The sequence below is a fragment of the Enterobacter sp. SES19 genome, from assembly GCF_011765665.1.
GTDB classification, from domain to species: domain Bacteria; phylum Pseudomonadota; class Gammaproteobacteria; order Enterobacterales; family Enterobacteriaceae; genus Enterobacter; species Enterobacter pseudoroggenkampii.
Genome location: NZ_CP050320.1, coordinates 1,245,075 through 1,269,498, shown reverse-complemented (window position 1 = coordinate 1,269,498; position 24,424 = coordinate 1,245,075). Strand labels below are relative to the sequence as shown.

Below are 24,424 nucleotides of genomic sequence, written 5' to 3'. Positions count from 1 at the left end.
TTATTTCCTTATATTTTGTGTGGGCGTACAGTGGAGGTACGGATGAAGATTGTCTGGTCCAATGGTGCAAAGAAGGCGTTTTCAAAGATTGAAGAGCGGTATCAGCGGCGCATTGAGGTAAAGCTTACTGAGCTGGATGACCGCTCGGCTCCCCGGCCCGATATCAAAAAAATATCGGCGACAGAAGATCATTTCCGGCTACGCGTTGGCGATTACCGCATCATCTATACGCTTCGGGACGATCCCGATGACCATTGTTATGTTTTGGCCGTCAAGCGCAGAACTTCAACGACTTACCTGCATGAGGAGAGTGCCACATATGGCTGTACAGCTAATCAAGGACGATAACGGGAAAACGCAGTACGCCGTTATTCCCTATCACGAATATTTTCGTATGCTCTTACAGATGTCAGAAATTGACGACGAAACCGATGACGATCTGGAGGATATTGAGGTCGAACACGATAGTCTGGATGACGTGGAATTGCCCGGAGAAGTGTGCAGCATCATGACCTGGCAGAACGTCAGCCTGCAGGCCGCGTGGCGTATTCTGCGTGGGTTATCCCAGCAGGAGGTGGCGGAGAAACTCGGTATCAGCCAGTCCGCCGTGTCACAGCTGGAAGCGCTGGACTCCCGTCCGCAAAAACGCACCCGCGAAAAGCTGGCGGCGATCTACGGCTGTAAGCAGGAGCAGATCAGCCTCTATCTCCCGAAAGAGGGTTAACAGCACTTCGCCCCGCCCTTGCCGCCGTAGCGGGCGTCCTGACGGTCACGGAAAAATTCTTCGTAGGTCATTGGCGTCTGGTCCGGATGGTTGACGCGCATATGCTCGACGTAGTTGTCGTAGTCCGGCACGCCAATCATCATTTTGGCGGCCTGGCCCAGGTACTTACCGGCTTTGGAAAGGGTGTCGAACATGATTCTGATCTCACAGGGAATGTAGGCCGGGTAAGGCGAAGCCGCCACCCGGCACAAAGGTTAGTGCGCCCCTTTCGCCTGGGTCACAATCTCTTCCAGGTTTTCAGGCATTGGCTCGTACGGCGTCTCTTTCGCCGTTGGCTTATCGTTTTTCAACGCCGCCAGCGCGGTCTTGAGAGAATACAACGCCAGCACCACGACCACCACCATAAAGAAGATGGTCAGCCCGGCGTCCAGACGGTTGTTAAACACCAGCTGCGACAGCTGCGACTCGGTGTACTGCGCCGGGATCTTACCGCTGTCGATCATCGCCTGGAACTTGTTGGCGATCGCCAGGAAGCCCACTTTGTTGTCCGGGCTGAAGGCTTTCTGCCAGCCCGCCGTCAGGGTACAAATCAGCAGCCATGCGGTTGGCACTAATGCCACCCAGGCGTAACGCTGGCGCTTCATCTTGAACAGCACCACCGCGCAGAGCATCAGCGCCATACCTGCCAGCATCTGGTTGGCGATACCGAACAGCGGCCACAGGGTGTTAATCCCGCCCAGCGGGTCGACCACACCCTGATGCAGGAAGTAGCCCCACGCCAGCACGCACAGCGCCGTCGCCAGCAGGTTAGCCGGGAGCGAATCGGTACGCTTCAGGTTCGGGGAGATCACCCCCAGCAGGTCCTGCAGCATAAAGCGCGCCGCACGGGTTCCCGCATCCACCGCCGTCAGGATAAACAGCGCCTCGAACAGAATGGCGAAGTGATACCAGAAGGAGACGTCCATCAGCCCGCCCAGCGCGCCGTGCAGGATGTAGGCCATGCCGACCGCCAGCGTTGGCGCCCCGCCCGCACGGGAGATAATCGACTGCTCGCCCACTTCACTGGCGATGCTCGTCAACGTATCAGGGGTAATCGCAAAGCCCCAGCCGCTCACTACCTGCGCGGCGGAGGCCACCACGTCAACGGTTCCGGCAGGCGCCAGGACCGCCATCGGGCTGTTCATCGCGAAGTACACGCCCGGGTCGATGATACAGGCCGAGACCAGCGCCATGATGGCGACGAAGGACTCCATCAGCATGCCGCCGTAGCCAATCAGGCAGGCCTGATTTTCATTCGCCAGCATCTTCGGCGTCGTCCCGGAGGCGATCAGCGCGTGGAAGCCGGACACCGCGCCGCAGGCAATGGTAATAAACAGGAACGGGAACAGGTTACCGGTCCAGACCGGGCCGGTGCCGTCGATAAATTTGGTTAACGCAGGCATGGTCAGGGTCGGGCGCATAATCAGAATGCCGATCGCCAGCCCAATGATGGTGCCGATTTTCAGGAAGGTAGAGAGGTAGTCACGCGGGGCCAGCAGCAGCCACACCGGCAGTACCGCCGCCACAAAGCCGTAGCCCACCAGCATCCAGGTCAGCTGTACGCCGGTAAAGTCGAAGAACGGCGCCCAGGTCGGGCTTTCCGCCACCCAGCCGCCGGAGATAATGGCGAACACCAGGAATACCAGACCAATCACCGACACTTCACCAATGCGCCCCGGGCGCAGATAGCGAATGTAGATCCCCATAAACAGCGCCAGCGGAATGGTAAAGGCTACGGTATAGGTTCCCCACGGGCTGTGGGTCAGCGCTTTCACCACTATCATCGCCAGCACCGCGAGGATGATCACCATGATCATAAAGGTCGCCACCAGCGCAATCACCCCGGCGGTGGCCCCCATCTCCTCTTTCACCAGCTCACCCAGCGAACGTCCGTCGCGGCGGGTGGAGACAAACAGCACCATAAAGTCCTGTACCGCCCCCGCCAACACCACCCCGGCGAGGATCCAGATCATCCCCGGCAGGTAACCCATTTGCGCCGCCAGCACCGGACCCACCAGCGGGCCTGCCCCGGCAATCGCCGCAAAATGGTGACCGAACAGCACTTTCTTGTCGGTCGGCACGTAGTCCAGCCCGTCGTTGTGGCGGACGGCTGGCGTCATGCGCGTCGCATCAACGCCTAACACGTTCTTTGCGATATAGCGGCCATAAAAACGGTACGCGATCAGATAAATGCAGACGGAGGCGACAACGATCCAGAGCGCGTTGATCTGCTCCCCCCGGTTGAGGGCGATATAGCCCAGGGCAAAGGCTCCCACAACGGAGAGCCCTGCCCATGTAAGGTATTTCCCTGAGTTGTTCATAGTTGTTGTCCGTTGTTGTGAAACAGTGAGATGTTACATTTTGTTTCTAGAACAACCGGAAAAATTTAACAACTTTGAAACGCAATAATGCGTGGTCAAACCAGAGATTTACACCACAGTGTTAAGCCGATCACTTTGATCTGCCTGGGCTAGCCCAACACCATCGTACTCAGCCGACAGGTGCAGCACCGCCGCCCCTGCTCGTCGAAGACCACGATCTCCCAGCTTTGGCTCGAACGCCCAAGATGCAGCGGCTGGCACACCCCGCGCACCTTACCGTGGGAGACCGCGCGATGGTGCGTGGCGTTCAGCTCCGTCCCCACCACGCTCTGCCCGTCGCGGGTCATCAGAAAACCGGCCATTGAGCCCAGCGTCTCCGCCAGCGCCGCCGAGGCGCCGCCGTGCAGCAGGCCAAACGGCTGGTGGGTACGCGCATCCACCGGCATCTCCGCTTCCAGCGTGTCGTCCCCGATGCGGGTATAGACAATGCCGAGATGCGCCACCAGGGTGTTCAGGCTGGTCGCGTTCAGCTCCTCGAGCGGTATATGACGTTTCCAGATCATCTTACGCTCCCAGCGTGGAGCCGCCGTCCACCACGATATCCTGCAGGGTGATATGGCTGGCGGCATCGGATGCCAGGAACAGCACCGTGCTGGCAATCTCCTGCGGACTGGCGATTTTGCCCAGCGGAATGCCGAGCTTAAACTGCTCGCCGAAGCCGCGGATGCGCTGCTGCTCCGCATCGTCGCTTTTCCACAGGGTGCGCTGCATATCGGTATCCGTTGAGCCCGGCGACACCAGATTACAGCGAACGCCGCTGCCTGCCAGCTCCAGCCCGACGGTCAGAGCCAGGCTTTTCAGCGCCGCTTTCGATGCGCCATAGGCGCTCATGCCGATGCGCGGCGTGTGTGCCGCGTCGGACGCCACGGTAACTATCGCCCCGCCCTGCTGACGGCGGAACTGGCCCATGGTCAGCTGGAACAGATTGAACGCGCCGCCGACGTTGACCGCGAAGGTCTGCTGCCAGTCCTCCTGCGAGAGCTGGTCAGTTGCCCCCATGCGCAGAATGCCCGCCGCGTTGACCAGCACGTCCAGATGCTCAAGCGTTGTCAGCACGCGCCCGCACACCTCATGCACCTGCGCGGCGTTCGCCACGTCCAGCGTTTCGGTGGCGAACGGGTAATCATCCTGCGGAAACGCCAGATCGAACCCGGTCACCTGCGCGCCGGCTTCGGCGAACGCCAGAGCCGTCGCGTAGCCAATCCCCTTCCCCGCGCCCGTCACCCAGACGGTTTTACCGGTGAAATCCAGTCCCATCACTTCACCTCGCGGGAAAGCAGCGCCCACCAGGCGTCGATTGTTGGATTTTTTGCCAGCATCACGAAGTCGATATCGCCGTGTACTTTGCGCCAGCGGGCGGCCAGCGCCATCATGCGTACCGAGTCCAGGCCGTAGTCGATCAGGTTTTCGTCATCCATCGGCTCGTCGGACTCGTCCAGCAGCGGCAGGATCAGCTCGCGCAGCGCGGCCTTCGATGCCGGAATGGACGGCAGCAGCTCGTCGGTCATCACCACGCGGCCCGAGCGTCCGGCCACATAGTTCAGCGACATCAGATGTTCGTCACGGGTAAAGTCCGCCAGCGCGTCGGCAATGAAGAACGGCTTAATGTCGCGCATAAAGGCGTCGGTGGCGGTGGTCATGCAACCGATGTGGGCGTACACGCCGGTAATCAGCAGCTGGTTTCGTCCCGTCTCTTTCAGCATCTGCTCCAGCGGCGAGCGGTGAAACGCGCTGTAGCGCCACTTCACCAGCACCGTGTCCGCTTCGTCCGGCGTCAGTTCACTGACGATGCGCTGCTGCTCCGGCGAGCGGGTCAGGCCCGGCCCCCACATGTCGTTCAGCAGGGCGCGGTCTTCGTCGCTCTGCTCTTTCGGCTGAGCGGTGTAGTACACCGGGATATTGTGCGCTTTACAGTAAGCGCGCAGTCTGGCGATATTCGCTACCACCTGCTGCATCATCGCGCTGTTTTCGCCCCAGAAGTTCAGGAAATACTCCTGCATATCGTGGATCAGCAGCACCGCGCGCTCGGGCTCAAACGCCCAGTTCACCTTGCTGGTCGGCAGCTCTGCGGCGGTCGGCAGCGCGTAAGCGGTTAATTTTGGAATGGCCATACTCTTTTCCTCAGCCCCGGGCGCGTTCAGCAAGCCACAGGCGCAACTGTTTCTTATCGACTTTGCCGACAGGCGTCAGCGGGAGCGCATCCACGCTCTCCACTCGGTCCGGCAGCTTGAATTCGGCGACGCCCTGCTCGCGCAGGAAGCGACGCACCTCGACCGCGCGCAGGGGCTGTTTCACCACCAGATACGCGCAGCTTTTTTCGCCCAGCAGGCTGTCCTCCATGCTCACCAGCGCGGCGTGGATCACCGCCTCATGGCGCAGCAGCAGGTTTTCGATCTCTTCTGCAGCGATCTTCTCGCCGCCGCGGTTGATCTGATCCTTCTCGCGTCCCTGCACGGTGATGTAGCCCTGCTCGTCAATGGCGATCAGATCCCCGGAGCAGTAAAAGCCGTCGGCGTCGAAGGCGCTGGCGTTGTGTTCCGGGCTGTTGAAATAGCCGCGGAAGGTATACGGACCGCGCGTCATCAGACGCCCGACTTCCCCGCGAGGCAGCGGGTTGCCGTGCTCGTCCGCCACCCACACTTCGTCGTCCGGGCACATCGGGCGGCCCTGGGTGTTGATGATGCGCTCCGGCGCGTCGTCGAGCGCGGTGTAGTTCACCAGCCCTTCCGCCATGCCGAACACCTGCTGAAGCTGGCAGCCGATTTCCGCCGGAATGCGCGCCGCAAGCGTGGCGGAGAGGCGTGCGCCCCCCACCTGCAGCAGCTTCAGGGAGTTAAGCTGCGCGTTCCCCGCACCGTCGGCAATCGCCTGCAGCCAGAGGCTCACCGCCGGAGGGACCAGCGAGGTGACGTTAATCTTATGCCGTTCAATCAGCGGGAAGCAGAGCGTCGCGCTCGGATCGTTCGCCAGCACCACGCAGCCGCCCGCCGTGAAGACGCCCAGCGAGCCCGGCGAACTCATGGCGTAGTTATGCGCCGCAGGGAGCGCGTTCAGATAGCGGGTGTGCGCAGTAATGCCGCAGATCTCGTTGCTGCGGCGAATGCTGTAGTCATAGTCGTTGTGCGTGCGCGGGATCAGCTTCGGCGTGCCGGTGCTGCCGCCGGAGAGCTGGAAGAATGCCACTTCGTCGGCGGGCGTCGGGTTAGGGATGAAGTTGTCAGCTGGACGCGCAATCGCCGCTTCCAGGGCGTAGTCACCCTTATCGCCGCGCAGGAGTACGACCCGTGCCGAGCGGTGCGCATCCACAAAGGCGTTAAGGAACTCATCGTCCGCGAACAGCGCGTGGTCGCGATCGGCAATCAGCACGGCGGGTTTGATCTGCTCCGCGTAGGCGTTCAGCTCGCTGCGCTGATGGCTAAAGAGCGCGTTGACCGGCGCGACGCCGATTTGCAGCAGCGCGAAGAAGGTGATGTAAAATTCGGCCACGTTGCCAAGCTGCACCAGCGCCGTCTCGCCGCGGTGCAGCCCCTGAGCCTGAAGGGCGGACGCCAGGTTGTTCACCGCCTGATTAAACGCGCGATAGGTGATGTGCCGCTCGCCGTCGATTATCGCCACGGCATCGCTATCCGCACGATCCGTCAGGATGTGGGTCAGCGGCAGATCCTGCCAGTAGCCTTTTTCGCGGTAGCGCCGGACGAATTTCTCAGGCCAGCGGGTAAAAGGGATGGTCATGAGTCTTCCTTAGTGCAAACCAAACACGTTGAGCATGGTGGAAAGCTTCACGCCGGTTTCGCGCCACTCGCCCACCGGCGAGGAGGCAGGCACAATGCCCGCACCGGCAAACAGGCGAACGGTATTTTCACGAAGACGCGCGCAGCGGATGGTCACCACCCACTCGCCGTTGCCTTCGCTGTCGCACCAGCCGACGATGCCGCCGAACAGCTCGCGGTCGAACGGCTCCAGCTCGGCGATCAGGTCTTTCGCCACCTGATGCGGGAAACCGCTCAGCGCCGGCGTCGGGTGCAGCAGACAGGCCAGCGTCAGGGCGTTTTCATTTTTACGCGCCTCGCCTTCTACCGGCGTTGCCAGATGCCACAGCGTCGGCGTGGTAATCAACTGAGGCGAATCCGGCATGCTGAGATGGTGGCTGCGCGGTGCCAGAATGGCCTTCATCGCCTGGGTCACCAGGTCGTGCTCGTGACGGTCTTTTTCAGAGGCCAGCAGCTTGTTGCCCGCTTCACGATCAAGCAAGTCGTCCGGCTGACGACGCGCGGAGCCTGCCAGCGGCAGCGAGCTAAAGTGCCCACCCTCTTTGCGCAGCAGCAGTTCCGGGCTGGCGCCGAGCAGTACGCCGCCGTCTTCCAGCGGCACGTGGAAGTTAAAGCTCGCCGGGTTCTGAGCGATCAGGCGCTCCATCAGCGCGCCGCTATCAATGTGCTTATCGGTCGTGATATCAATCAGGCGCGACAGCACCACCTTGTTCACCTGCGGCGTGGCAGTGAGCGACGCGGCGCGGGCAACCATCTCTTCGAACACGGGCTGCGGCGGGATCTCGGTGCGTTGTTCCACCTTCAGCGCCTGCGAGCCGGAAAAATAGCGTGCGGACTGCTGACGCGCCGGACGGGAAAAGGTCTGCCAGCGTTGTGGAATAAACAGAGAGGATGGCTTGCGGGTATCGAACGGGATAGCCCCTACCATCACCGGATGGGCGATGCCGCTGGCCTTCGCGTTCTGGAAAGCCTGGGCTAATTTCTGCTGGAAACGGCCTGCCGGATCGTCGCCGCCAACGGCGGGTTCACTGAAGCGGGCAAAGCAGCCGGACGTGGTAAAGCTGCGGTAAGGCGACATAAAGAAAAAGCGGTCTGATTCGAGCGTGGTTGCGGTGTGCTGAACTTCCTCAGCCAGGGACGTATCCATATCATCCTCCTCAAAATGATAAAAGAAGCAATAATGATTATCATTTATATTTTCGTCGGCTAACCTAATCCCACATCGCTTCGCTGTCAACCGTCGGGCAAATAACTTGTGCGACAAAAGCTTGCATCCCTTCGCGGCAACCATGAAAATGAGAAGCATTATCTTCAACAAAAACAGGATGTCGCGCTGTGAAATTCCCCGCCGTTTTCCGTAATTCCCTGCTTTTATTCGCACTTTTTGTTTTAGGACTTACCTCAGCCGCTGCCGCCGACTGGCCGCGTCAGGTAACCGACAGCCGCGGAGTACATACCCTTGAGCACAAACCGACGCGCATTGTCTCCACCAGCGTGACCTTAACCGGCTCCCTGCTGGCGATTGACGCACCGGTCGTCGCCAGCGGCGCGACCACGCCGAATAACCGCGTGGCGGATGGGCAGGGCTTCATGCGCCAGTGGGGTGATATCGCGAAGCAGCGGAAGGTTGCGCGACTGTACATTGGCGAGCCGAGCGCTGAAGCGGTCGCCGCGCAAATGCCGGATCTGATTTTGATCAGCGCCACCGGCGGGGATTCCGCACTGGCGCTGTACGATCAGCTCTCCGCCATCGCCCCGACGCTTATCATCAACTACGACGACAAGAGCTGGCAGGCGCTGCTAACTCAGCTGGGCACCATCACCGGACAGGAAAAGCAGGCCGCAGAGCGCATTGCCACGTTTGATAAACAGCTCGCGCAGGTGAAACAGCAGATGAAGCTGCCGCCGCAGCCGGTGAACGCCATCGTCTACACCGCCGCCGCGCACAGCGCCAACCTGTGGACCGCGGAATCCGCGCAGGGCAAGCTGCTGCACCAGCTGGGCTTTGCGCTGGCGGAGCTGCCTGCCGGATTGCAGACCTCAACTAGCCAGGGTAAGCGCCACGACATTATCCAGCTGGGCGGGGAAAACCTGGCGACGGGGCTGAACGGCGAAGGGCTGTTTGTGTTTGCCGGTGACGAGAAAGACGTGGCGGCGATTTACGCCAACCCGCTGCTGGCGCACCTGCCGTCGGTGAAAAACAAACGGGTTTGGGCATTGGGAACCGAGACGTTCCGCCTGGATTATTACAGCGCGATGTTGGTATTAGACAGATTGAATACGTTATTTAAGTAGGCATTTTCCCCTCCCTCTCCCCGTGGGAGAGGGCCGGGATGAGGGCATCAGGCCGCACCGTCGTTCAACACACTCTCCTGCCTGAATCGGCGCAATTCCACCAGCGCCACTAACAAAATCCCACCAACTATCGCTAACGCAAACCCGCTGCTGCTCGCCGACGCCGCCGGGGTCATTATCGCCCCCAGCCCGCCGAGTATCGCCGCGCCGATGGCATCACCCGTCACGTTCTGCGCCGTCCACAGGCCGTTGATGCGCCCGAGCATCCCTTCCGGCGTCTGGGTCTGGATCAGGGTGTACTGCAACAGCGAGCTGATGGCGCTCAGCCAGCCGAAAATCACCAGACACAGCACCCCGAGCGCCCAGACCGGCATCAGGCTAAAGAAGCCGATGGCGATAAACGAGGCCAGCGTGGCAAGCAGCATAATCAGCCCCGGACGCGCACTCTGCGCCAGGTTGCCGCTGGTCAGCGCCCCGCAGGCCGCACCGAGCGGAATGGCGGCGTAGAGAATGCCAATCTCCGAGGTGCTCATCTGCCACTCTCCCGCCAGCGCCGGGTAGAGCACGCGCACGGCGCTCGCCATGGTCAGCAGGCCGCCGAGCAGGGCAATGCCGCCAATCAGCGGGTTGCTGAACAGGAAACGAATAGCGGCCATCAGTGATGTCAGCGGATGCTCGCGCGGCTGCGGCGGAGGCGGCAGCAGCGGCAGGCGCAGCAGCGTCAGGGTGGTGATAAAGGTCCCCGCCGCCGCCAGCCCGTAGTTCCACGCCACGTTGCCGGTTGCCAGCAGCAGGCCGCCCACCATCGGCGAAATCACCGAGCCCAGACGCACGGTGAGCATGGTGATCGCCCCCGCCTGCATCAGGTTATCGCGCCCGACCAGCGCGGGCGTCGCCGCCAGCAGCGCCGTCACGCCTAAGGAGGCAAAGAAACCGTCCCACAGCCCGAGGGCATAAATGGCGATCAGCGACGGCTCCGGCAGCATAGCGTTCAGACACAGCCCGATAAAGCCCACGCCGCAGGTACCGCGCGCCAGCAGGATCAGCTTCTTGCGCTCGTAGCGGTCCGCCAGCACGCCGCCGACCATCAGACCGATAAACATCGCCCCGCCGGTTAAGGTGACGGATAACCCCACCAGCCAGCTGGAGTGGGTCATAGTCTGGATCTGTACCGGCACGGCCACGCCGAGCAGCCCGAGGGACAAAATGGAGATAAAGCGAGCGATAAAAACGGCGCGATACGCCGGGTGCGTTTTGAGCAGGCTGAGGTTGAGCAGCCAGGGTTTTTGATTCATGACAAAGCCTTGAGTGTAATTCTACCCATTCCATGGGCGCACATGCTAACATAGCCAAATAAGATAGATAACGATAATCACTATCATTATCAAATCATGGATGTTGCTATGTCGTTTTCCTCTTCTTCGGTGCGCGCCGTTGCCGTGCCCGTTTTATTGCTGCTATTGAGCCTGGCGATTGCACTCAGCCTGCTGGTTGGCGCGAAGCCTCTGCCCGCGTCCGTTATCGTTGATGCGCTCTCCGGTACCTGCCAGAGCGCCGACTGCGTCATTGTGCTCGACGCCCGCCTGCCCCGCACCCTTGCCGGACTGCTGGCCGGTGGCGCGCTCGGCCTTGCCGGTGCCCTGATGCAAACCCTCACCCGTAACCCGCTGGCCGACCCCGGCATTCTCGGCGTGAACTCCGGTGCCAGCTTTGCCATCGTGCTGGGCGCGGCGCTGTTCGGGTTGACGTCGCCCTCTGAACAGCTGGTGATGGCCTTCTGCGGCGCGCTGGCCGCCTCGCTGGTCGTCGCCTTTACCGGCAGCCAGGGCGGCGGACAGCTGAGCCCGGTGCGCCTGACGCTGGCGGGCGTGGCGCTCGCGGCGGTGCTGGAAGGCTTATCCAACGGCATCGCCCTGCTCAACCCGGACGTTTACGACCAGCTACGCTTCTGGCAGGCCGGTTCGCTGGATATCCGCACTCTTGAAACCCTGAAAGTGGTGGCGATCCCGGTGATGATTGCCGCTGCCGTGGCGCTGTTTTTAAGCCGGTCGCTCAACAGCCTGAGCCTCGGCAGCGACACCGCGACAGCCCTCGGCAACCGCGTGGCACGTACGCAGCTGATTGGTCTGCTCGCCATCACCGTGCTGTGCGGCAGCGCGACCGCCGTGGTCGGCCCGATCGCCTTTATTGGCCTGATGATGCCGCACATGGCGCGCTGGCTGGTAGGTGCGGATCACCGCTGGTCGCTGCCGGTGACGCTGCTGGCCACCCCTGCCCTGCTGCTGTTTGCCGACGTACTGGGCCGCCTGCTGGTGCCGGGTGAATTGCGCGTCTCGGTGGTCAGCGCCTTTATCGGCGCGCCGGTGCTGATCTTCCTGGTACGACGCAGACGCGGGGGTGGCGCATGATGGCCCCGTCCCGTCGATTACTCACCAGCGTCGCTCTGCTGGTCGTCACCAGTCTGCTGCTGGCGGTCTGGAGCCTGCAAAGCGGTGCCGTAACGCTTGATTTCGCGCAGGTCTTTCATGCTCTCACCGGCAGCGCGCCGCGTAACATCACCATGGTGGTCACCGAATGGCGACTGCCGCGCGTGGCGATGGCGATCCTGGTTGGCGCGGCGCTTGGCGTCAGCGGCGCGATATTCCAGTCGCTGATGCGCAACCCGCTCGGCAGCCCGGACGTGATGGGCCTCAATACCGGGGCCTGGAGCGGCGTGCTGGTGGCGATGGTGCTGTTTGGTCAGCACCTGACGGCCATTACCTTTACGGCGATGGCGGGCGGCATTCTGACGTCCTTACTGATCTGGGCGCTGGCCTGGCGCAACGGTATCGACACCTTCCGCCTGATCATCATCGGGATTGGTATCCGCGCCATGCTGATGGCCTTTAACACCTGGCTTTTACTGCAGGCCTCGCTGGAAACCGCGCTCTCCGCCGGGCTGTGGTACGCCGGTTCCCTCAACGGCCTGACGTGGGGCAAAACCTGGCCCGCAGCACCGCTGATTGTGCTGATGTTTATCGGCGCGCTGCTGCTGGTGCGGCGCATGCGGCTGCTGGAGATGGGCGACGACAGCGCCTGCGCGCTGGGCGTGGGCGTCGAACGCTCGCGCCTGATGCTGATGCTGGTCGCCGTACTGCTGACCGCCGCCTCCACCGCTATCGCCGGGCCGATCTCGTTTATTGCCCTCGTCGCGCCGCATATCGCGCGGCGACTTAGCGGTACCGCGCGCTGGGGATTAACTCAGGCGGCGCTATGCGGCGCTGTGCTGCTGCTGGCCGCCGATCTCTGCGCCCAGCGGCTGTTTATGCCTTACCAGCTGCCGGTGGGCGTGGTGACCGTCAGCCTCGGCGGCATTTACCTTATCGTCTTGCTCGTTCAGGAGTCACGCAAGAAATGACAGACTTCGCATCCCGCTTGCGCGGCGAAAATCTCACCCTCGGCTACGGCAAAAAAATCATTGCCCGTGACTTATCCGTCACCATTCCGGACGGCCATTTCACGGCAATTATCGGCCCTAACGGCTGCGGAAAATCAACCCTGCTGCGCACCCTGAGCCGCCTGATGACGCCGGCAGAAGGCAGCGTGCTCCTCGACGGGGAGCAGATCCAGCGCTTCGCCAGCAAAGAGGTGGCCAGGCGCATCGGGCTGCTGGCGCAAAATGCCACCACGCCGGGGGACATCACGGTGCAGGAGCTGGTCTCGCGCGGGCGCTACCCGCACCAGCCGCTGTTTACCCGCTGGCGCAAGGAAGATGACGAGGCGGTGAACCTCGCGATGCGGGCGACAGGCATTACCGATCTCGCTCAGCAAAGCGTGGATACCCTTTCCGGCGGACAGCGTCAGCGCGCGTGGATCGCGATGGTGCTGGCGCAGGAGACCTCCATCATGCTGCTGGACGAGCCGACGACCTGGCTCGATATCAGCCATCAGATTGATCTGCTGGAGCTGCTGAGCGAGCTGAACCGCGCGCAGGGGTACACCCTGGCAGCGGTGCTGCACGATTTAAACCAGGCGTGCCGCTACGCTACGCATCTGATTGCCTTGCGAGACGGTGAGATTGTGGCGCAGGGCGCGCCGAAAGAGATTGTGACGCCGGAGCTGATCGAGCGGATCTACGGCATGCGCTGCATTATTATTGACGATCCGGTAGCGGGTACGCCGCTGGTGGTGCCGCTTGGAAAGCGTGCGGTCTGATGCCCTCACCCCGGCCCTCTCCCACAGGGAGAGGGAGCAAACCCAACGCCACCCGGCGCTTTTGACGTTACCTCAAAATATTCTTCAACACTGGCCCAATTTTCTCAAACGCCTGCGGTGAAATGATATCCACGTGGGCGCAGTCCTGACTGTACACCTCCAGTTCCGCCACCCACGGCGCCCAGGCAACCTGCGGATCCATCGTTCGCGTGCGCTCGGCGACGAACAGCGTCGCTTTGCCGTCAAACCGCGCGCTGTGCGCCGTGGTGAGCAGCCGCACCGCGTCGGCGTAGTTGCCTTCGATAGCATTAAACAGCTCGCTGGAGCCCTGCCCCTGCTGGGCGGCGATAAACGCCTGACGTTCCCGCTCGATCTCTGCCAGCACCGCCGGGTCAAGGCCGTTGGCCTCTTTTTCCGCCCAGTTCTGGGTTTCCGGCGGCCAGGTATCCAGCAGGCCGAGGAAGGCCACCTCTTCACCCTGCTCGCGCAGACGGGCGGCAATCCCTTGTGCCAGCGTACCCCCGAGGGAATAGCCGAACAGATAATACGGCCCTTGCGGCTGCTGCATACGCAGCGTATTCAGATGATGCTCAATCACTCCATCCAGATCCGCACACTGCTGCATCGGCCCGTCCGGGCGCGGCGACTGAATGCCGACGATTGACCAGCGCGGGCTGAGGTAGCGCGCCAGCACGCTAAACTGCCAGGCGAAGCCGGACGCCGGATGGAAGCAGAATAGCGTCGGGCCGCCGCTCTCGCGCAGCGGCAGAAGCGTTTCATAACCCAGACGCTGCGCCTGCTCGTCGCTCATCTGCGAGTCCAGCAGCGTGCTCAGCTTGCTCACCGTGGAGGCGACCATAATCTGCCCCGGCGTAACCTTGCGCTCGAACGCGCGGCTAAGCTGCGCCGCCAGACGCATCGCCAGCAGCGAGTGTCCGCCGAGGGCAAAGAAGTCGGCCTCAATGTCGTTGACCTCGCAGCCCAGCAGCGCGGCAAACGCCTGCGCGACGGCAATTTCGGATTCGCTTTCCGGCGCACGTCCGGAGATTTTGCTGGTCAGCTCCGGCAGCGGCAGCGCCTTGCGGTCAAGCTTGCCGTTGGCGCTCAGCGGCAGCGCGCTGATTTGCAGCAGCACCACCGGCACCATATGCGGCGGCAGCTGTGCCTTGAGCGATTCGAGCAGCGCGTCGCGGTCCAGCGGTAAGCCGGTTTCAGAAACCACGTACCCCACCAGCTGCCGGGCATCGCCACCTGTTGCCGCCGCCCGGTTGAACACGCAGGCGTGCGCCACGGCCTGAGCCACGTCCGGCAGCGACAGCATCGCCCGGTCGATTTCACCCAGCTCGATGCGCTGGCCGCGAATTTTAAGCTGGTCGTCGCTGCGGCCCAGGTATTCCACCGCGCCGTTGTCCAGCCAACGGGCAACGTCTCCGGTGCGGTACATCCGCTCGCCCGGCGCAAACGGGTCGGCAATAAAGCGGCTGGCGGTGAGGTCCGGACGGCCCAGATACCCCTGCGCCAGCTGAATGCCGGTGAGATAAAGATCGCCCGCCACGCCGAACGGCACCGGGCGCATCATCGCGTCCAGAATGCGCAGCCCCGTGTTCCAGACCGGGAAGCCGATCGGCACGCTATTGCCCTCCACCGCCGCCAGCTCGGGACCAAACGCCGGATACCAGCTCACGTCCACCGCCGCTTCCGTCGGGCCATAGAGGTTGTGAAGCGGCGCATGGGACAACTGCTCCCACTCGCGGCACAGTTCGGTTGGCAGCGCTTCGCCGCTGCAGAACACCTGCTTAAGGGTTTTACAGCACGCCACGTTTTCCGGCGTCAGCGAGGCAACAAACGCCGCCAGCATCGACGGCACGAAGTGGGTGGTGGTCACGCCGTACCGGGTGAAGAAGCTCTGCATCGCCTGCGGATCGCGGTGCGCGTCCGGCTCGGCCATCACCAGCTTCGCCCCGGCGATAAACGGCCACCAGAACTCCCACACCGACACGTCAAAGCTGCACGGCGTTTTCTGCGCCACCACGTCCGTCGCGTCCAGCGGGTAATGATCCTGCATCCACTTCAGGCGGTTAACGATGGCGGTATGGCCGACCATGACCCCTTTAGGGCGCCCCGTCGAACCGGAGGTAAAGATGATGTACGCCGTCTGCTCCGGCGTCGCCAGCCGCAGCGGCTCAGCATCCGCGGTCGGTAACAGTGTGTTGTAACTAAACGTCGTAATAGGCAGATCGCTAAAGCGCGGAAGCTGTTCGTCGGTAGTAATGAGCAGGGACGGCTTCGCGTCCTCAAGCATCATCCGCAGGCGGTCGTCCGGGTAGCCGGTGTCGAGCGGCAGCCACGCGGCGCCCGCCTCCACAATGCCGTGCAATGCTAACGTCAGGAACACCGAGCGCGGCAGGGCCACCGCCACGCTGTCGCCCGGCTTCACGCCGCGCGCGCGCAGCAGGTTTGCCAGCGCGACCACCTGCTCGCGCATCTGACGATAGCTAAGCTCAATATGCGCGTCCGCCAGCGCAGGGGCGTCCGGCGTTTTGCTCGCCTGCTCCGCCACCAGATCCGCGAGCGTGGTGGACGGCAGCGCCAGCCCGGTATCGTTGATGCGCGCCAGCTGCTGATATTCCTGCTCTGAAACGGTTTCCACTTCGCCACAGCGCAGGTCCGGATTAGCCGCAAACTGCATTAGCATCGCGTTCAGACGCGCGACGTGTCGGGAAAGCGTCGCTTCATCGTAGCGCTGCTTATTGGCGAGGATCTCAATGCTCAACCCGCCCTGTTCGTCCGGGAACAGCGCCAGCTCCAGATCGTTCACCGGGCCGGTCGCCAGCGTGTGGGTGATGGCCTCCACGCCGTCGATATCCAGCTGGTAGTCGAACACTTTAACGTTCAGCACCGGGCCGAACAGCGCTTCATCGCCCGCCGCTTTCCCGCTGTCGCGCACGATCTGCTCGGCGTCGTAGCGCTGGTGGCGGCGCATTTTTTTCAGCTGGTTCGCCAGGCGCAGCGCCAGCGAGGGCAGGCTCTCCTGCGGATCGATATTGACCGCCAGCGGCAGGACGTTAAGCACCGGCCCGGTCGCGGTCAGCGCCGCGGAGCCCAAGCGGCGCATAAAGATAAACCCGGCGGCATAGTCCAGCCTCCCGGTCAGGCGGCCCAGCCACAGTGCCACCAGCGCAAGGGCCAGGTCGGTGCGCTGTACCTTTTCTGCCGCCTGCGCAAGCTGGCTAAAGGCGCGGCCGTCGGCGGCAACCTTTAGGCGAAGAATATCGGTCGTGGCGGCGCGTCCAGGCAGGGGCGCGGAGGAGAGCGAGACCGGAGAAGGCAGCTCCTTGCGCTGCTCTGCCCAGAACGCGCCGTCGCGCGCATACGCCTCGCTGTCGCGATAGCGCTGATACTCGTCCACTACCCCGGCAAACGGCGTAAACGGAGATGCGGGCGTAGGTTCGTCCTTTTTCCACGCGGCGTAAATCGCGGCGATCTGGCGGGTAATCGCCGGGAAACTGAAGCCATCCACCACCAGATGGTGATAGCGCTGATACCAGTACCAGTGGCTTTCACCCACCTGAATCAGCTGGTGAAACGCCAGCGGCTGACCGCTGTCGACGCGCAGGTTCTGGTCAAGATCGGATTCCATCAGCGTCATGGCGTCGTCGTGAGAGTTAACGCGAACGATGGACGGCTCAGGCAGGATCGTGGACTCGTCCATCCACTGCCACACCTCGCCGTTCTCCTCGGCAAAACGCATCCGCAGGGTATCGGCCTGCATCATGCCTTCAGCAATCGCTTTTGCCAGCAGCGGCGCGTCGATATCGCCTTTCAGCTCGGTGTAGTGTGCCACGCTCCAGGCGTTTGGCAGCGTGGACAGCTGTTCCGCCATCCAGATCCCCGGCTGGGCGGCGACGAGAGGAAGACGGATCATGCGTACTCCCCCGCAAAGTGAGACGGCTCAAGCGTTTGCCAGTGCCCGACAAGCCACTGCTGGCATGCCTCCTGAGACTGTGCTTCACACACCACGTGCCACCCCGCCGGCAGTTCGCACTGCTGCGGCCACAGGCTGTACTGCCCCTGGTCGTTTTGCAAAATGGCGAACTGTCCCTGCGGATTATCGAAAGGATTGCTGAATTCCATACAGACTCCGTTAGTGAATAAGCGGCTGCCAGAGGGTCATCAGCCCCTGCGTCAGCCCACCGCGCCAGCAAAGCGCATCGTGTCCGCCGTCAACCTGACGCCAGAAAACCGGTTGGTACGCGTGCAGCTCGGCGTAAATCGCCTGATTCGCGCGGAAGATGAGCGGCTCGTTGCGCCCGGCTTCAAGAATGATGCGTAGCCCGCGAGGAGATATTTCACCGGCTTTAAGTTGTTCGATTAATAGCCCGTCCTGCTGGCCGCCACGGTCTGGCCACCAGTAGGAGCCGGACTGGCTAAGCACGCAGCCAAAACGCTGCGGCCAGTGGAGGCCAGCATAAAGCGACGCGAGACCGCCAAAGCTCTGGCCAGCCACCACCGTACGGTCAGCACGGTCGCTAAACGGCACGCGTTTTTTAACAAGGGGGAGAAGTTCTTCCTGCACCGCCAGCCAGAAATCGGGATTACACGGCAGCTCGCGGTTGCGATGCTCCATATCGATAACATCGATTAAGACGTAGACCGCAGGCGGTAATTTGCGCTCGGCGGTGAGCGACGCCAGCGCAGGCCAGACCGGCATACTTTCGGCCCAGAACTGCCCGTCAAGCAGCACCGCCAGCGGACGTTCCGGGTCGTCGCCCCCGGTAGTGAAAATCCAGACGCGACGGCGATTTTTCAGGCGCACGCTTTCCCACTCAATGCAGACTGGCGGCTGATACGGCGTATCGGGATGATTCCACCCCGGCTGAACGGGTGCTTCCGGCATTTCCAGCGCGGAGACGGCATGGCCGCGCCCGCCGCGCCAGCTCTGCGGATTCAGCGGGTCGGAAACCGCATGAGGCAGCAGCTTGCGCCAGCCTTCGCGCAGCGCCATGCGGTCCGGCTGCTCGCCTTCGAATACCGCGTCGGCAAAATCGTTTTCATTCACGGAAGGGATAAAACAGTAGCTTCCGCGCCACTCGGGGCTGAAATCGCCCTGCCACTGCCAGACGTCGGTATCGGGCATGCGTTCGAGGGACTGCGGGCGGGCATTTTTGTGGTGATCGGTCACGCCGGTGACGTAGAGCCAGACGCGTTTGATCGGTGACGTTCTTTGCGTTCCTGCCGGGTCACGCCACCAGAACGTGACGCGATAGTTTCCCTTTTCCGGCTTCCATTCAGGCCCGTTTTTCGACTGCCACCACGCTTCACTTCCCGTTGTTAACGCCGTCACCCTTATAACCTCATGTTTAACAGTCTTTTTTGTTTCAGAGCAAATTTTATTGATAATATTATTGATAACTATTTGCATTTGCAATAGCGTAGTGCCCGCGCTGTGGGAAGCGCTCATAAAACAACCACAAAAGCAGGACGTACAATGAATAAGAAGATTCACTCTCTGGCCTTGCTGGTCAATTTAGGGATTTACGGCGTCGCGCTGCCCGCTCTGGCAGACGACAACACCGCCTCTGCGCAGCACGAAGACACGATGGTGATCACCGCCGCCGAGCAGAATCTGCAGGCGCCGGGGGTATCGACCATCACCGCCGATGAGATCCGTAAAAACCCGCCCGCGCGGGACGTGGCGGAAATCATCCGCACCATGCCGGGCGTTAACCTGACCGGTAACTCCACCAGCGGCCAGCGCGGGAATAACCGTCAGATTGATATCCGCGGCATGGGGCCAGAAAACACCCTGATCCTGATCGACGGCAAGCCGGTGACCAGCCGAAACTCCATCCGTCTGGGCTGGCGCGGCGAGCGCGACACCCGCGGCGATACCGGCTGGGTGCCGCCGGAGATGATCGAGCGCATCGAAGTGATCCGCGGTCCGGCCGCCGCGCGCTACGGCAACGGCGCGGCAGGCGGCGTGGTAAACATCATCACTAAAAAATTCGACGACCAGTGGCACGGCTCCTGGAACACCTACCTGAATGCGCCTGAGCACAAGGATGAAGGGTCTACCAAGCGCACCAACTTTAGCCTGAGCGGCCCGCTGGGCGGCGACTTCAGCTTCCGCATGTACGGCAATCTGGACAAAACCCAGGCCGACGCGTGGGACATCAACCAGGGTCACCAGTCTGACCGAACCGGTGCCTACGCCGACACGCTGCCCGCGGGCCGCGAGGGTGTAGAAAACAAAGACATTAACGGCGTGGTGCGCTGGGACTTTGCGCCGATGCAGTCTCTGGAATTTGAGGCGGGCTACAGCCGTCAGAACAACCTCTACGCCGGCGACACGCAGAACACCAACAACGACAACAGCTCCAGCGGTCTGGTGAAAAAGAACTACGGCAAAGAGACCAACCGTATCTATCGCCAGAACTTCGCGGTGACCTGGAACGGCGGCTGGGATAACGGCATTACCACCAGCAACTGGGCGCAGTACGAGCACACCCGCAACTCCCGTCTGGGCGAAGGGCTGGCAGGCGGCCTGGAAGGTCTGTTCAACAGTAATAAATTCACCGACACCGATCTGGCCGACGTGATGCTGCACAGCGAAGTCAACCTGCCGATTGATTTCATCGTCAACCAGAACCTGACGCTCGGCACCGAGTGGAACCAGCAGCGCATGAAGGACTCGACCTCCTTCACCCAAACCCAGCAGGGCGGCACCATTCCGGGCATGAGCAACGACCGCAGCCCGTACACGTCGGCAGAGATTTTCTCTCTGTTCGCCGAAAACAACATGGAGCTGACCGACAGCACCATGCTGACCCCTGCCCTGCGCTTCGACCATCACACCATCGTCGGCAACAACTGGAGCCCGTCACTTAACCTGTCGCAGGGCCTGGGGGATGACTTCACTCTGAAGATGGGGATCGCCCGCGCCTATAAGGCGCCGAGCCTGTACCAGACCAACCCGAACTACCTGCTTTACAGTAAAGGCCAGGGCTGCTACGCCAGCTCCGACGGCGTGGGCTGCTACATGATGGGTAACGACGACCTGAAGGCCGAAACCAGCATCAACAAAGAGATTGGTCTGGAGTGGAAGCGCGACGGCTGGCTGGCGGGCGTCACATGGTTCCGCAACGACTACCGCGACAAGATTGAAGCGGGCTACGCGCCGATTGGTCACACCTCTTCCGGTAAAGTGCAGACCGACATCTACCAGTGGGAAAACGTACCTAAAGCAGTCGTCGAAGGGCTGGAAGGCTCCCTGAACGTGCCGGTCAGCGACACGATTAACTGGACCAACAACATCACTTACATGCTGCAGAGCAAGAACAAGGAGACCGGCGACCGTCTGTCGATCATTCCGGAGTACACGCTGAACTCAACCCTGAGCTGGCAGGTGCATCAGGACGTGTCGCTCCAGTCGACCTTTACCTGGTACGGCAAGCAGCAGCCGAAAAAGTACAACTACAAAGGTCAGCCGGTGACCGGGTCTGAAAAAGACGAAGTCAGTCCGTACAGCATCGTTGGCCTGAGCGCGACCTGGGACATGACCAAAAACGTCAGCCTGACCGGCGGCGTGGACAACGTCTTTGACAAACGCCAGTGGCGCGCGGGTAATGCCCAGACAACCGGAAACACCACCACCGGTGCGTATATGTACGGTGCGGGTGCGTATACGTATAATGAACCGGGTCGCACCTGGTACATGAGCGTGAATACGCGTTTCTGATACAGGCAGTAACTCCCCCTCTCCCTGTGGGAGAGGGTCGGGGTGAGGGCGAGGTGAAAGCAAAACGGCAACCCTGTTGCCGTTTTTAGTGTTTGCTCCCTCTCCCCGTGGGAGAGGGCCGGGGTGAGGGCATCAGGCCGCACAATTCTGAAGGAAAAAACCATGCACACCACCCACAGCACGTTCATTCTCGCCGGCCACACCGTCCACCACGTTACCTTCGACCCAACCACCTTCACCGACGCCGATCTCCTCTGGCTCCCCCACCACGCCGAGCTTTCAAACGCCGGGCGCAAACGCAAAGCCGAGCATCTGGCAGGCCGCATCGCCGCCGCGCATGCCTTACCTGACCACACCGTGCCCGGCATCGGCCCCAGCGGTGAACCTCTCTGGGCTGACGGCGTTTCAGGAAGCATCACCCACTGCGGCACGCAGGCGATGGCGCTTGCCGTCCGTCATCCATATGCGCTTGTGGGTATTGATTGCGAAGCCATTCTTCCTGACCGTGAAGCCCGCGAAATCCAGGACGGCATCATTGATGCACAGGAAGCGATGTGCCTGAAGCGTTCGGGCTACCCCTTTGCGCTGGCATTGACGCTTGCATTCAGCGCCAAGGAAAGTTTGTTTAAAGCCCTGTTCCCTACGGCAAGGCACTACATGGGATTCGACTGTGCACGGGTCACGGCGTTGAATCAGCAAACTATCGCGTTGACGCTCAGCCATCCGGCGGGCCGTTATCAGCAGGGAAAATGCTTTAGCCTCGCCTGGCAACGTGTTAAAGAAGAGGTATATACCTTGATTGTCGTTCAGGAATAATGCTGCCCGTTTATTGCTCCCGGCAATTAAAGACTAAAAATAACGAAACTCTCACTCCCTACCATTTATAATAACCACCAAAATCTTCCTGAAGCATTTAAACGTATGCGGGCGATTTTTTTCATAACAGAATTTGGTCATAAAACCTCGAGCCAGATCAAAAACACGAGGATAAAAAATCAATAAATACAAAATAAGTTATTTCAATTTTATATTTTCAGGAACATTATTCCTTCGCTGTTTTACATTAGCTCGATGTGACTAAGGAAACATGACGTACTCAACTAACGCCACTAACAGAACAACATGAGCCCAGCCAGAAATGAAACATTGTCTGATACCGAGAATAAAACATATCAGCAAGCAGATAATTATTAGTACCCTCGCATTTTTTGGCTGTCTCTTTTTCGTTCATGCTAACGAAAATCCCTATGAGGATGACATGGATCCTTATCATTGGATGGAAACTCACCCCCAACAGACCGCGCGCTGGTTAAATCAACGCTCAAACCAGACGGTTAACATGCTCCACGCCCTTCCCTGGCGAAACGTGCTGGCGAAAAGGTTGAGCGAGTTAGTGAATACGGCCCCCACTATTTCAGACATTTATGATGCGGGAGACAATCGTTTTTATCTCCGCTCATCGGTCGAACATCCCTACCTGCGGCTGTTTGTAAAACAAGCGGGAAAGCCTGAACGTGTGCTCATCGATCCGCCTGTGGGTTATGGGATTAACTTTTTCATTCCTTCACATGATGGTCGCTTCGTTGCCGTTGGGCGCTCACGAAATGGAACGGAAAGCACGGATATCACGGTGATCGGAGTGGCTGATAACGTGGTATTAGACACTCGCATCCCCGCCGTTCGCTACCCCAATGTTGTCTGGGCCGCAGATAATCAGTCCTTTTATTACAGCCTGAACACTACAACTCAGGATTCAGGACGGCAGACCTGCGGCAAGGTCTATCTCCACCATATAGAAAGCAACAACGATATTATGACGTTTGACTGGCGCACCATTCCAGAACTCGCACAGCAGTCCTGCGAAAACGTTAATCTTTACGCCTCCCCTGATTCTGACTACCTGATTGTTAACGTGTCAAAATCCATTAGCGGTTATGGCAGCTCTCTTTTTTCCGCTAAAAAAGACGCAGATGGCAACGGCACGCTCAACTGGATCAGGATTGTTGATCCCGATGAAAATGTTTCTGCCTTTGTTTATTCCGGGGAGTGGATTTATCTGGCGAGCTATAACGCCTCCTCAGGCTATGATATTTCACGCATCAATCTGGCGGCTCCTGCCTCCACCAAAGAACCCGTGATGAGCTGGTCGAACGGAGAGTTAACACAATTAAGCCTGAGCAGGGATTCACTTTATGTGGTTTATCATGACGCTGGCAGCAGTAAATTCATGCGTATTCCGTTTGCTGAAATCAATAAACACCAGACAATTCCGGTCCCCGCAAATGAAGACGTGAGTGCGATATTTGCCAGCAGCGATAGTCAGGACATTCTCTTCACCCGCCAGGGCTGGCTGAAGCCCCCCGTCATTTATCATTATCAACCTGCGGACAACATTATCCAGAAAACAGAGTTAATACCGCCGTTAAGCCAGCCCCTGACAGACTATGTGACGGAAGAAAAATGGGTCACTACAGCAGACAATATTCGCGTCCCACTGACCCTCATATACCGTAAAGGCATTGCGCGCGATGGTTCGGTCCCTACCTGGTTGACGGCTTATGGCGCGTACGGCGTGAGTACGTTTCCTTCATTCGATCTGACCCGTCTGCTCTGGCTGGAACAAGGCGGTATTCTCGCTATCGCGCATGTACGCGGAGGCGGTGAAATGGGCCCTGAATGGCACGAAGCAGGAAGAGCAGATAAGAAAGAAAATTCCATTACCGATTTTATCCGTTGCGCGGAATATCTTATCGACAGTCGCTACACCTCACCGTCAAAACTGGCAATCGGGGGTGAAAGCGCGGGGGGAATTATCGTGGGTATGGCGATGACCCGTCGCCCGGAACTGTTTGCCGCTGTGGCCATAGACGCAGGGATGCTCAATACCAGCCGACTGGATAACATTCCGATAGGCGTGATGAACTATGACGAACTGGGATCGCCGCTGACGCCGTCTGGCAGGCTAAACTTACTGAAAATAGATGCTTACCGGCATCTGGTACCTGAAAAACGTTATCCTCCCGTGCTGTTAACCGTGGGCCTGCATGACCAGCGCGTTTCCCCGTGGCAAACAGCAAAATTCGCCGCCCGTTTAGAGGAAATAGGCTCGCCGCGCAGCGTGCTGGTTCTGGCTTACCGTCAGGGAGGACACAGTGCGGCAACCTATGCCGAGGCCGATTCAAAATTAGTCGACACGGTAAGCTTCTTTATTTGGAAAACCGGTCTTCACGTTCAGGATAGATGATAGCGGCACCCGTTACGGGTGCCCTGTCATTCATACACG

The 24,424-nt window shown here is 60.4% G+C and carries 20 protein-coding genes; 9 read left to right on the top strand and 11 right to left on the bottom strand.

Annotated elements, in window-relative coordinates; all coding sequences use genetic code 11:
• Positions 1 to 42 precede the first annotated feature (42 nt).
• A complete protein-coding gene (locus GXP72_RS05935; RefSeq protein WP_032649596.1) occupies positions 43 to 348 on the top strand; it encodes a type II toxin-antitoxin system RelE/ParE family toxin in 306 nt (101 codons plus the stop codon).
• Complete coding sequence (locus GXP72_RS05930) at positions 320 to 724, top strand: helix-turn-helix transcriptional regulator (RefSeq protein ID WP_045909615.1); 405 nt, start codon at positions 320 to 322, stop codon at positions 722 to 724. Before GXP72_RS05935 ends, GXP72_RS05930 begins: the two co-directional genes overlap by 29 nt.
• Here GXP72_RS05930 and GXP72_RS05925 read toward each other — a convergent pair.
• The 7 genes from GXP72_RS05925 to entC all read right to left on the bottom strand — a co-directional run bounded on the left by GXP72_RS05925 (position 721) and on the right by entC (position 8,061).
• Positions 721 to 918, bottom strand: a complete 198-nt coding sequence (locus GXP72_RS05925; RefSeq protein WP_006809671.1) for a YbdD/YjiX family protein — start codon at positions 916 to 918, stop codon at positions 721 to 723. The genes GXP72_RS05930 and GXP72_RS05925 overlap by 4 nt on opposite strands.
• A 60-nt stretch (positions 919 to 978) precedes the next feature.
• Positions 979 to 3,084, bottom strand: a complete 2,106-nt coding sequence (gene cstA / locus GXP72_RS05920; protein ID WP_024906987.1) for a pyruvate/proton symporter CstA — start codon at positions 3,082 to 3,084, stop codon at positions 979 to 981.
• Between the two features lie 149 nt (positions 3,085 to 3,233).
• Positions 3,234 to 3,647, bottom strand: a complete 414-nt coding sequence (gene entH, locus GXP72_RS05915; protein ID WP_048993150.1) for a proofreading thioesterase EntH — start codon at positions 3,645 to 3,647, stop codon at positions 3,234 to 3,236.
• A gap of 1 nt (position 3,648) precedes the next feature.
• Positions 3,649 to 4,395, bottom strand: coding sequence for a 2,3-dihydro-2,3-dihydroxybenzoate dehydrogenase EntA (gene entA / locus GXP72_RS05910; protein WP_208763901.1), 747 nt, complete (start codon positions 4,393 to 4,395; stop codon positions 3,649 to 3,651).
• Between the two features lie 5 nt (positions 4,396 to 4,400).
• Positions 4,401 to 5,255, bottom strand: coding sequence for an isochorismatase (locus GXP72_RS05905; RefSeq protein WP_208763601.1), 855 nt, complete (start codon positions 5,253 to 5,255; stop codon positions 4,401 to 4,403).
• Between the two features lie 10 nt (positions 5,256 to 5,265).
• Positions 5,266 to 6,876 carry a (2,3-dihydroxybenzoyl)adenylate synthase EntE gene (gene entE / locus GXP72_RS05900; RefSeq protein ID WP_208763600.1) on the bottom strand — a complete coding sequence of 537 codons (1,611 nt, stop codon included), beginning with the start codon at positions 6,874 to 6,876 and terminating at the stop codon, positions 5,266 to 5,268.
• Positions 6,877 to 6,885: 9 nt separating this feature from the next.
• Complete coding sequence (gene entC, locus GXP72_RS05895; protein WP_048993159.1) at positions 6,886 to 8,061, bottom strand: isochorismate synthase EntC; 1,176 nt, start codon at positions 8,059 to 8,061, stop codon at positions 6,886 to 6,888.
• A gap of 188 nt (positions 8,062 to 8,249) precedes the next feature.
• Between entC and fepB the strand changes: the two genes are divergently transcribed.
• The gene (gene fepB, locus GXP72_RS05890; protein ID WP_208763599.1) at positions 8,250 to 9,209 is read left to right on the top strand and encodes a Fe2+-enterobactin ABC transporter substrate-binding protein; all 960 of its coding nucleotides are present in this window, start codon (positions 8,250 to 8,252) and stop codon (positions 9,207 to 9,209) included.
• A 47-nt stretch (positions 9,210 to 9,256) separates the two neighbouring features.
• Here fepB and entS read toward each other — a convergent pair whose 3' ends face one another.
• Complete coding sequence (gene entS, locus GXP72_RS05885; protein WP_208763598.1) at positions 9,257 to 10,504, bottom strand: enterobactin transporter EntS; 1,248 nt, start codon at positions 10,502 to 10,504, stop codon at positions 9,257 to 9,259.
• A gap of 108 nt (positions 10,505 to 10,612) precedes the next feature.
• Between entS and fepD the strand changes: the two genes are divergently transcribed.
• The 3 genes from fepD to fepC are packed head-to-tail and all read left to right on the top strand — an operon-like array spanning position 10,613 to position 13,403.
• On the top strand, positions 10,613 to 11,617 hold the full coding sequence (gene fepD, locus GXP72_RS05880; RefSeq protein WP_208763597.1) for a Fe(3+)-siderophore ABC transporter permease: 1,005 nt from the start codon (positions 10,613 to 10,615) through the stop codon (positions 11,615 to 11,617).
• Positions 11,617 to 12,606, top strand: coding sequence for an iron-enterobactin ABC transporter permease (fepG, locus tag GXP72_RS05875; RefSeq protein ID WP_208763900.1), 990 nt, complete (start codon positions 11,617 to 11,619; stop codon positions 12,604 to 12,606). The genes fepD and fepG overlap by 1 nt, the downstream gene beginning before the upstream one ends.
• Complete coding sequence (gene fepC, locus GXP72_RS05870) at positions 12,603 to 13,403, top strand: iron-enterobactin ABC transporter ATP-binding protein (RefSeq protein WP_208763596.1); 801 nt, start codon at positions 12,603 to 12,605, stop codon at positions 13,401 to 13,403. Before fepG ends, fepC begins: the two co-directional genes overlap by 4 nt.
• A 67-nt stretch (positions 13,404 to 13,470) precedes the next feature.
• Here the strand turns inward: fepC and entF are convergent, their stop codons facing one another.
• Genes entF through fes form a run of 3 tightly spaced genes read right to left on the bottom strand, consistent with a single transcriptional unit; the run spans position 13,471 to position 18,747 of the window.
• Positions 13,471 to 17,328 (bottom strand): enterobactin non-ribosomal peptide synthetase EntF, encoded by a 3,858-nt coding sequence (gene entF, locus GXP72_RS05865; protein ID WP_208763595.1) that lies wholly within the window; start codon positions 17,326 to 17,328, stop codon positions 13,471 to 13,473.
• Positions 17,325 to 17,537 carry an MbtH family NRPS accessory protein gene (locus GXP72_RS05860; RefSeq protein WP_061715786.1) on the bottom strand — a complete coding sequence of 71 codons (213 nt, stop codon included), beginning with the start codon at positions 17,535 to 17,537 and terminating at the stop codon, positions 17,325 to 17,327. Before GXP72_RS05860 ends, entF begins: the two co-directional genes overlap by 4 nt.
• Before the next feature lie 10 nt (positions 17,538 to 17,547).
• Positions 17,548 to 18,747 (bottom strand): enterochelin esterase, encoded by a 1,200-nt coding sequence (gene fes, locus GXP72_RS05855; protein ID WP_208763594.1) that lies wholly within the window; start codon positions 18,745 to 18,747, stop codon positions 17,548 to 17,550.
• Between the two features lie 144 nt (positions 18,748 to 18,891).
• On the opposite strand from fes, the gene GXP72_RS05850 reads away from it, so the two are divergent.
• The 3 genes from GXP72_RS05850 to GXP72_RS05840 all read left to right on the top strand — a co-directional run bounded on the left by GXP72_RS05850 (position 18,892) and on the right by GXP72_RS05840 (position 24,385).
• Positions 18,892 to 21,141: a TonB-dependent siderophore receptor gene (locus tag GXP72_RS05850; protein ID WP_208763593.1), complete on the top strand. Its 2,250-nt coding sequence runs from the start codon at positions 18,892 to 18,894 to the stop codon at positions 21,139 to 21,141.
• 162 nt (positions 21,142 to 21,303) lie between these two features.
• Positions 21,304 to 21,957 (top strand): enterobactin synthase subunit EntD, encoded by a 654-nt coding sequence (entD, locus tag GXP72_RS05845; RefSeq protein ID WP_208763899.1) that lies wholly within the window; start codon positions 21,304 to 21,306, stop codon positions 21,955 to 21,957.
• 322 nt (positions 21,958 to 22,279) lie between these two features.
• Positions 22,280 to 24,385 carry a prolyl oligopeptidase family serine peptidase gene (locus GXP72_RS05840; RefSeq protein WP_090417862.1) on the top strand — a complete coding sequence of 702 codons (2,106 nt, stop codon included), beginning with the start codon at positions 22,280 to 22,282 and terminating at the stop codon, positions 24,383 to 24,385.
• Positions 24,386 to 24,424 lie beyond the last annotated feature (39 nt).

Coding starts and splice junctions, on each gene's coding strand:
- GXP72_RS05935 (WP_032649596.1), top strand. CDS start 43: ATGAAGATTGTCTGGTCCAATGGTGCAAAGAAGGCGTTTTCAAAGATT.
- GXP72_RS05930 (WP_045909615.1), top strand. CDS start 320: ATGGCTGTACAGCTAATCAAGGACGATAACGGGAAAACGCAGTACGCC.
- GXP72_RS05925 (WP_006809671.1), bottom strand. CDS start 918: ATGTTCGACACCCTTTCCAAAGCCGGTAAGTACCTGGGCCAGGCCGCC.
- cstA (WP_024906987.1), bottom strand. CDS start 3,084: ATGAACAACTCAGGGAAATACCTTACATGGGCAGGGCTCTCCGTTGTG.
- entH (WP_048993150.1), bottom strand. CDS start 3,647: ATGATCTGGAAACGTCATATACCGCTCGAGGAGCTGAACGCGACCAGC.
- GXP72_RS05905 (WP_208763601.1), bottom strand. CDS start 5,255: ATGGCCATTCCAAAATTAACCGCTTACGCGCTGCCGACCGCCGCAGAG.
- entE (WP_208763600.1), bottom strand. CDS start 6,876: ATGACCATCCCTTTTACCCGCTGGCCTGAGAAATTCGTCCGGCGCTAC.
- entC (WP_048993159.1), bottom strand. CDS start 8,061: ATGGATACGTCCCTGGCTGAGGAAGTTCAGCACACCGCAACCACGCTC.
- entS (WP_208763598.1), bottom strand. CDS start 10,504: ATGAATCAAAAACCCTGGCTGCTCAACCTCAGCCTGCTCAAAACGCAC.
- fepD (WP_208763597.1), top strand. CDS start 10,613: ATGTCGTTTTCCTCTTCTTCGGTGCGCGCCGTTGCCGTGCCCGTTTTA.
- fepG (WP_208763900.1), top strand. CDS start 11,617: ATGGCCCCGTCCCGTCGATTACTCACCAGCGTCGCTCTGCTGGTCGTC.
- fepC (WP_208763596.1), top strand. CDS start 12,603: ATGACAGACTTCGCATCCCGCTTGCGCGGCGAAAATCTCACCCTCGGC.
- entF (WP_208763595.1), bottom strand. CDS start 17,328: ATGATCCGTCTTCCTCTCGTCGCCGCCCAGCCGGGGATCTGGATGGCG.
- GXP72_RS05860 (WP_061715786.1), bottom strand. CDS start 17,537: ATGGAATTCAGCAATCCTTTCGATAATCCGCAGGGACAGTTCGCCATT.
- GXP72_RS05850 (WP_208763593.1), top strand. CDS start 18,892: ATGAATAAGAAGATTCACTCTCTGGCCTTGCTGGTCAATTTAGGGATT.
- entD (WP_208763899.1), top strand. CDS start 21,304: ATGCACACCACCCACAGCACGTTCATTCTCGCCGGCCACACCGTCCAC.
- GXP72_RS05840 (WP_090417862.1), top strand. CDS start 22,280: ATGAAACATTGTCTGATACCGAGAATAAAACATATCAGCAAGCAGATA.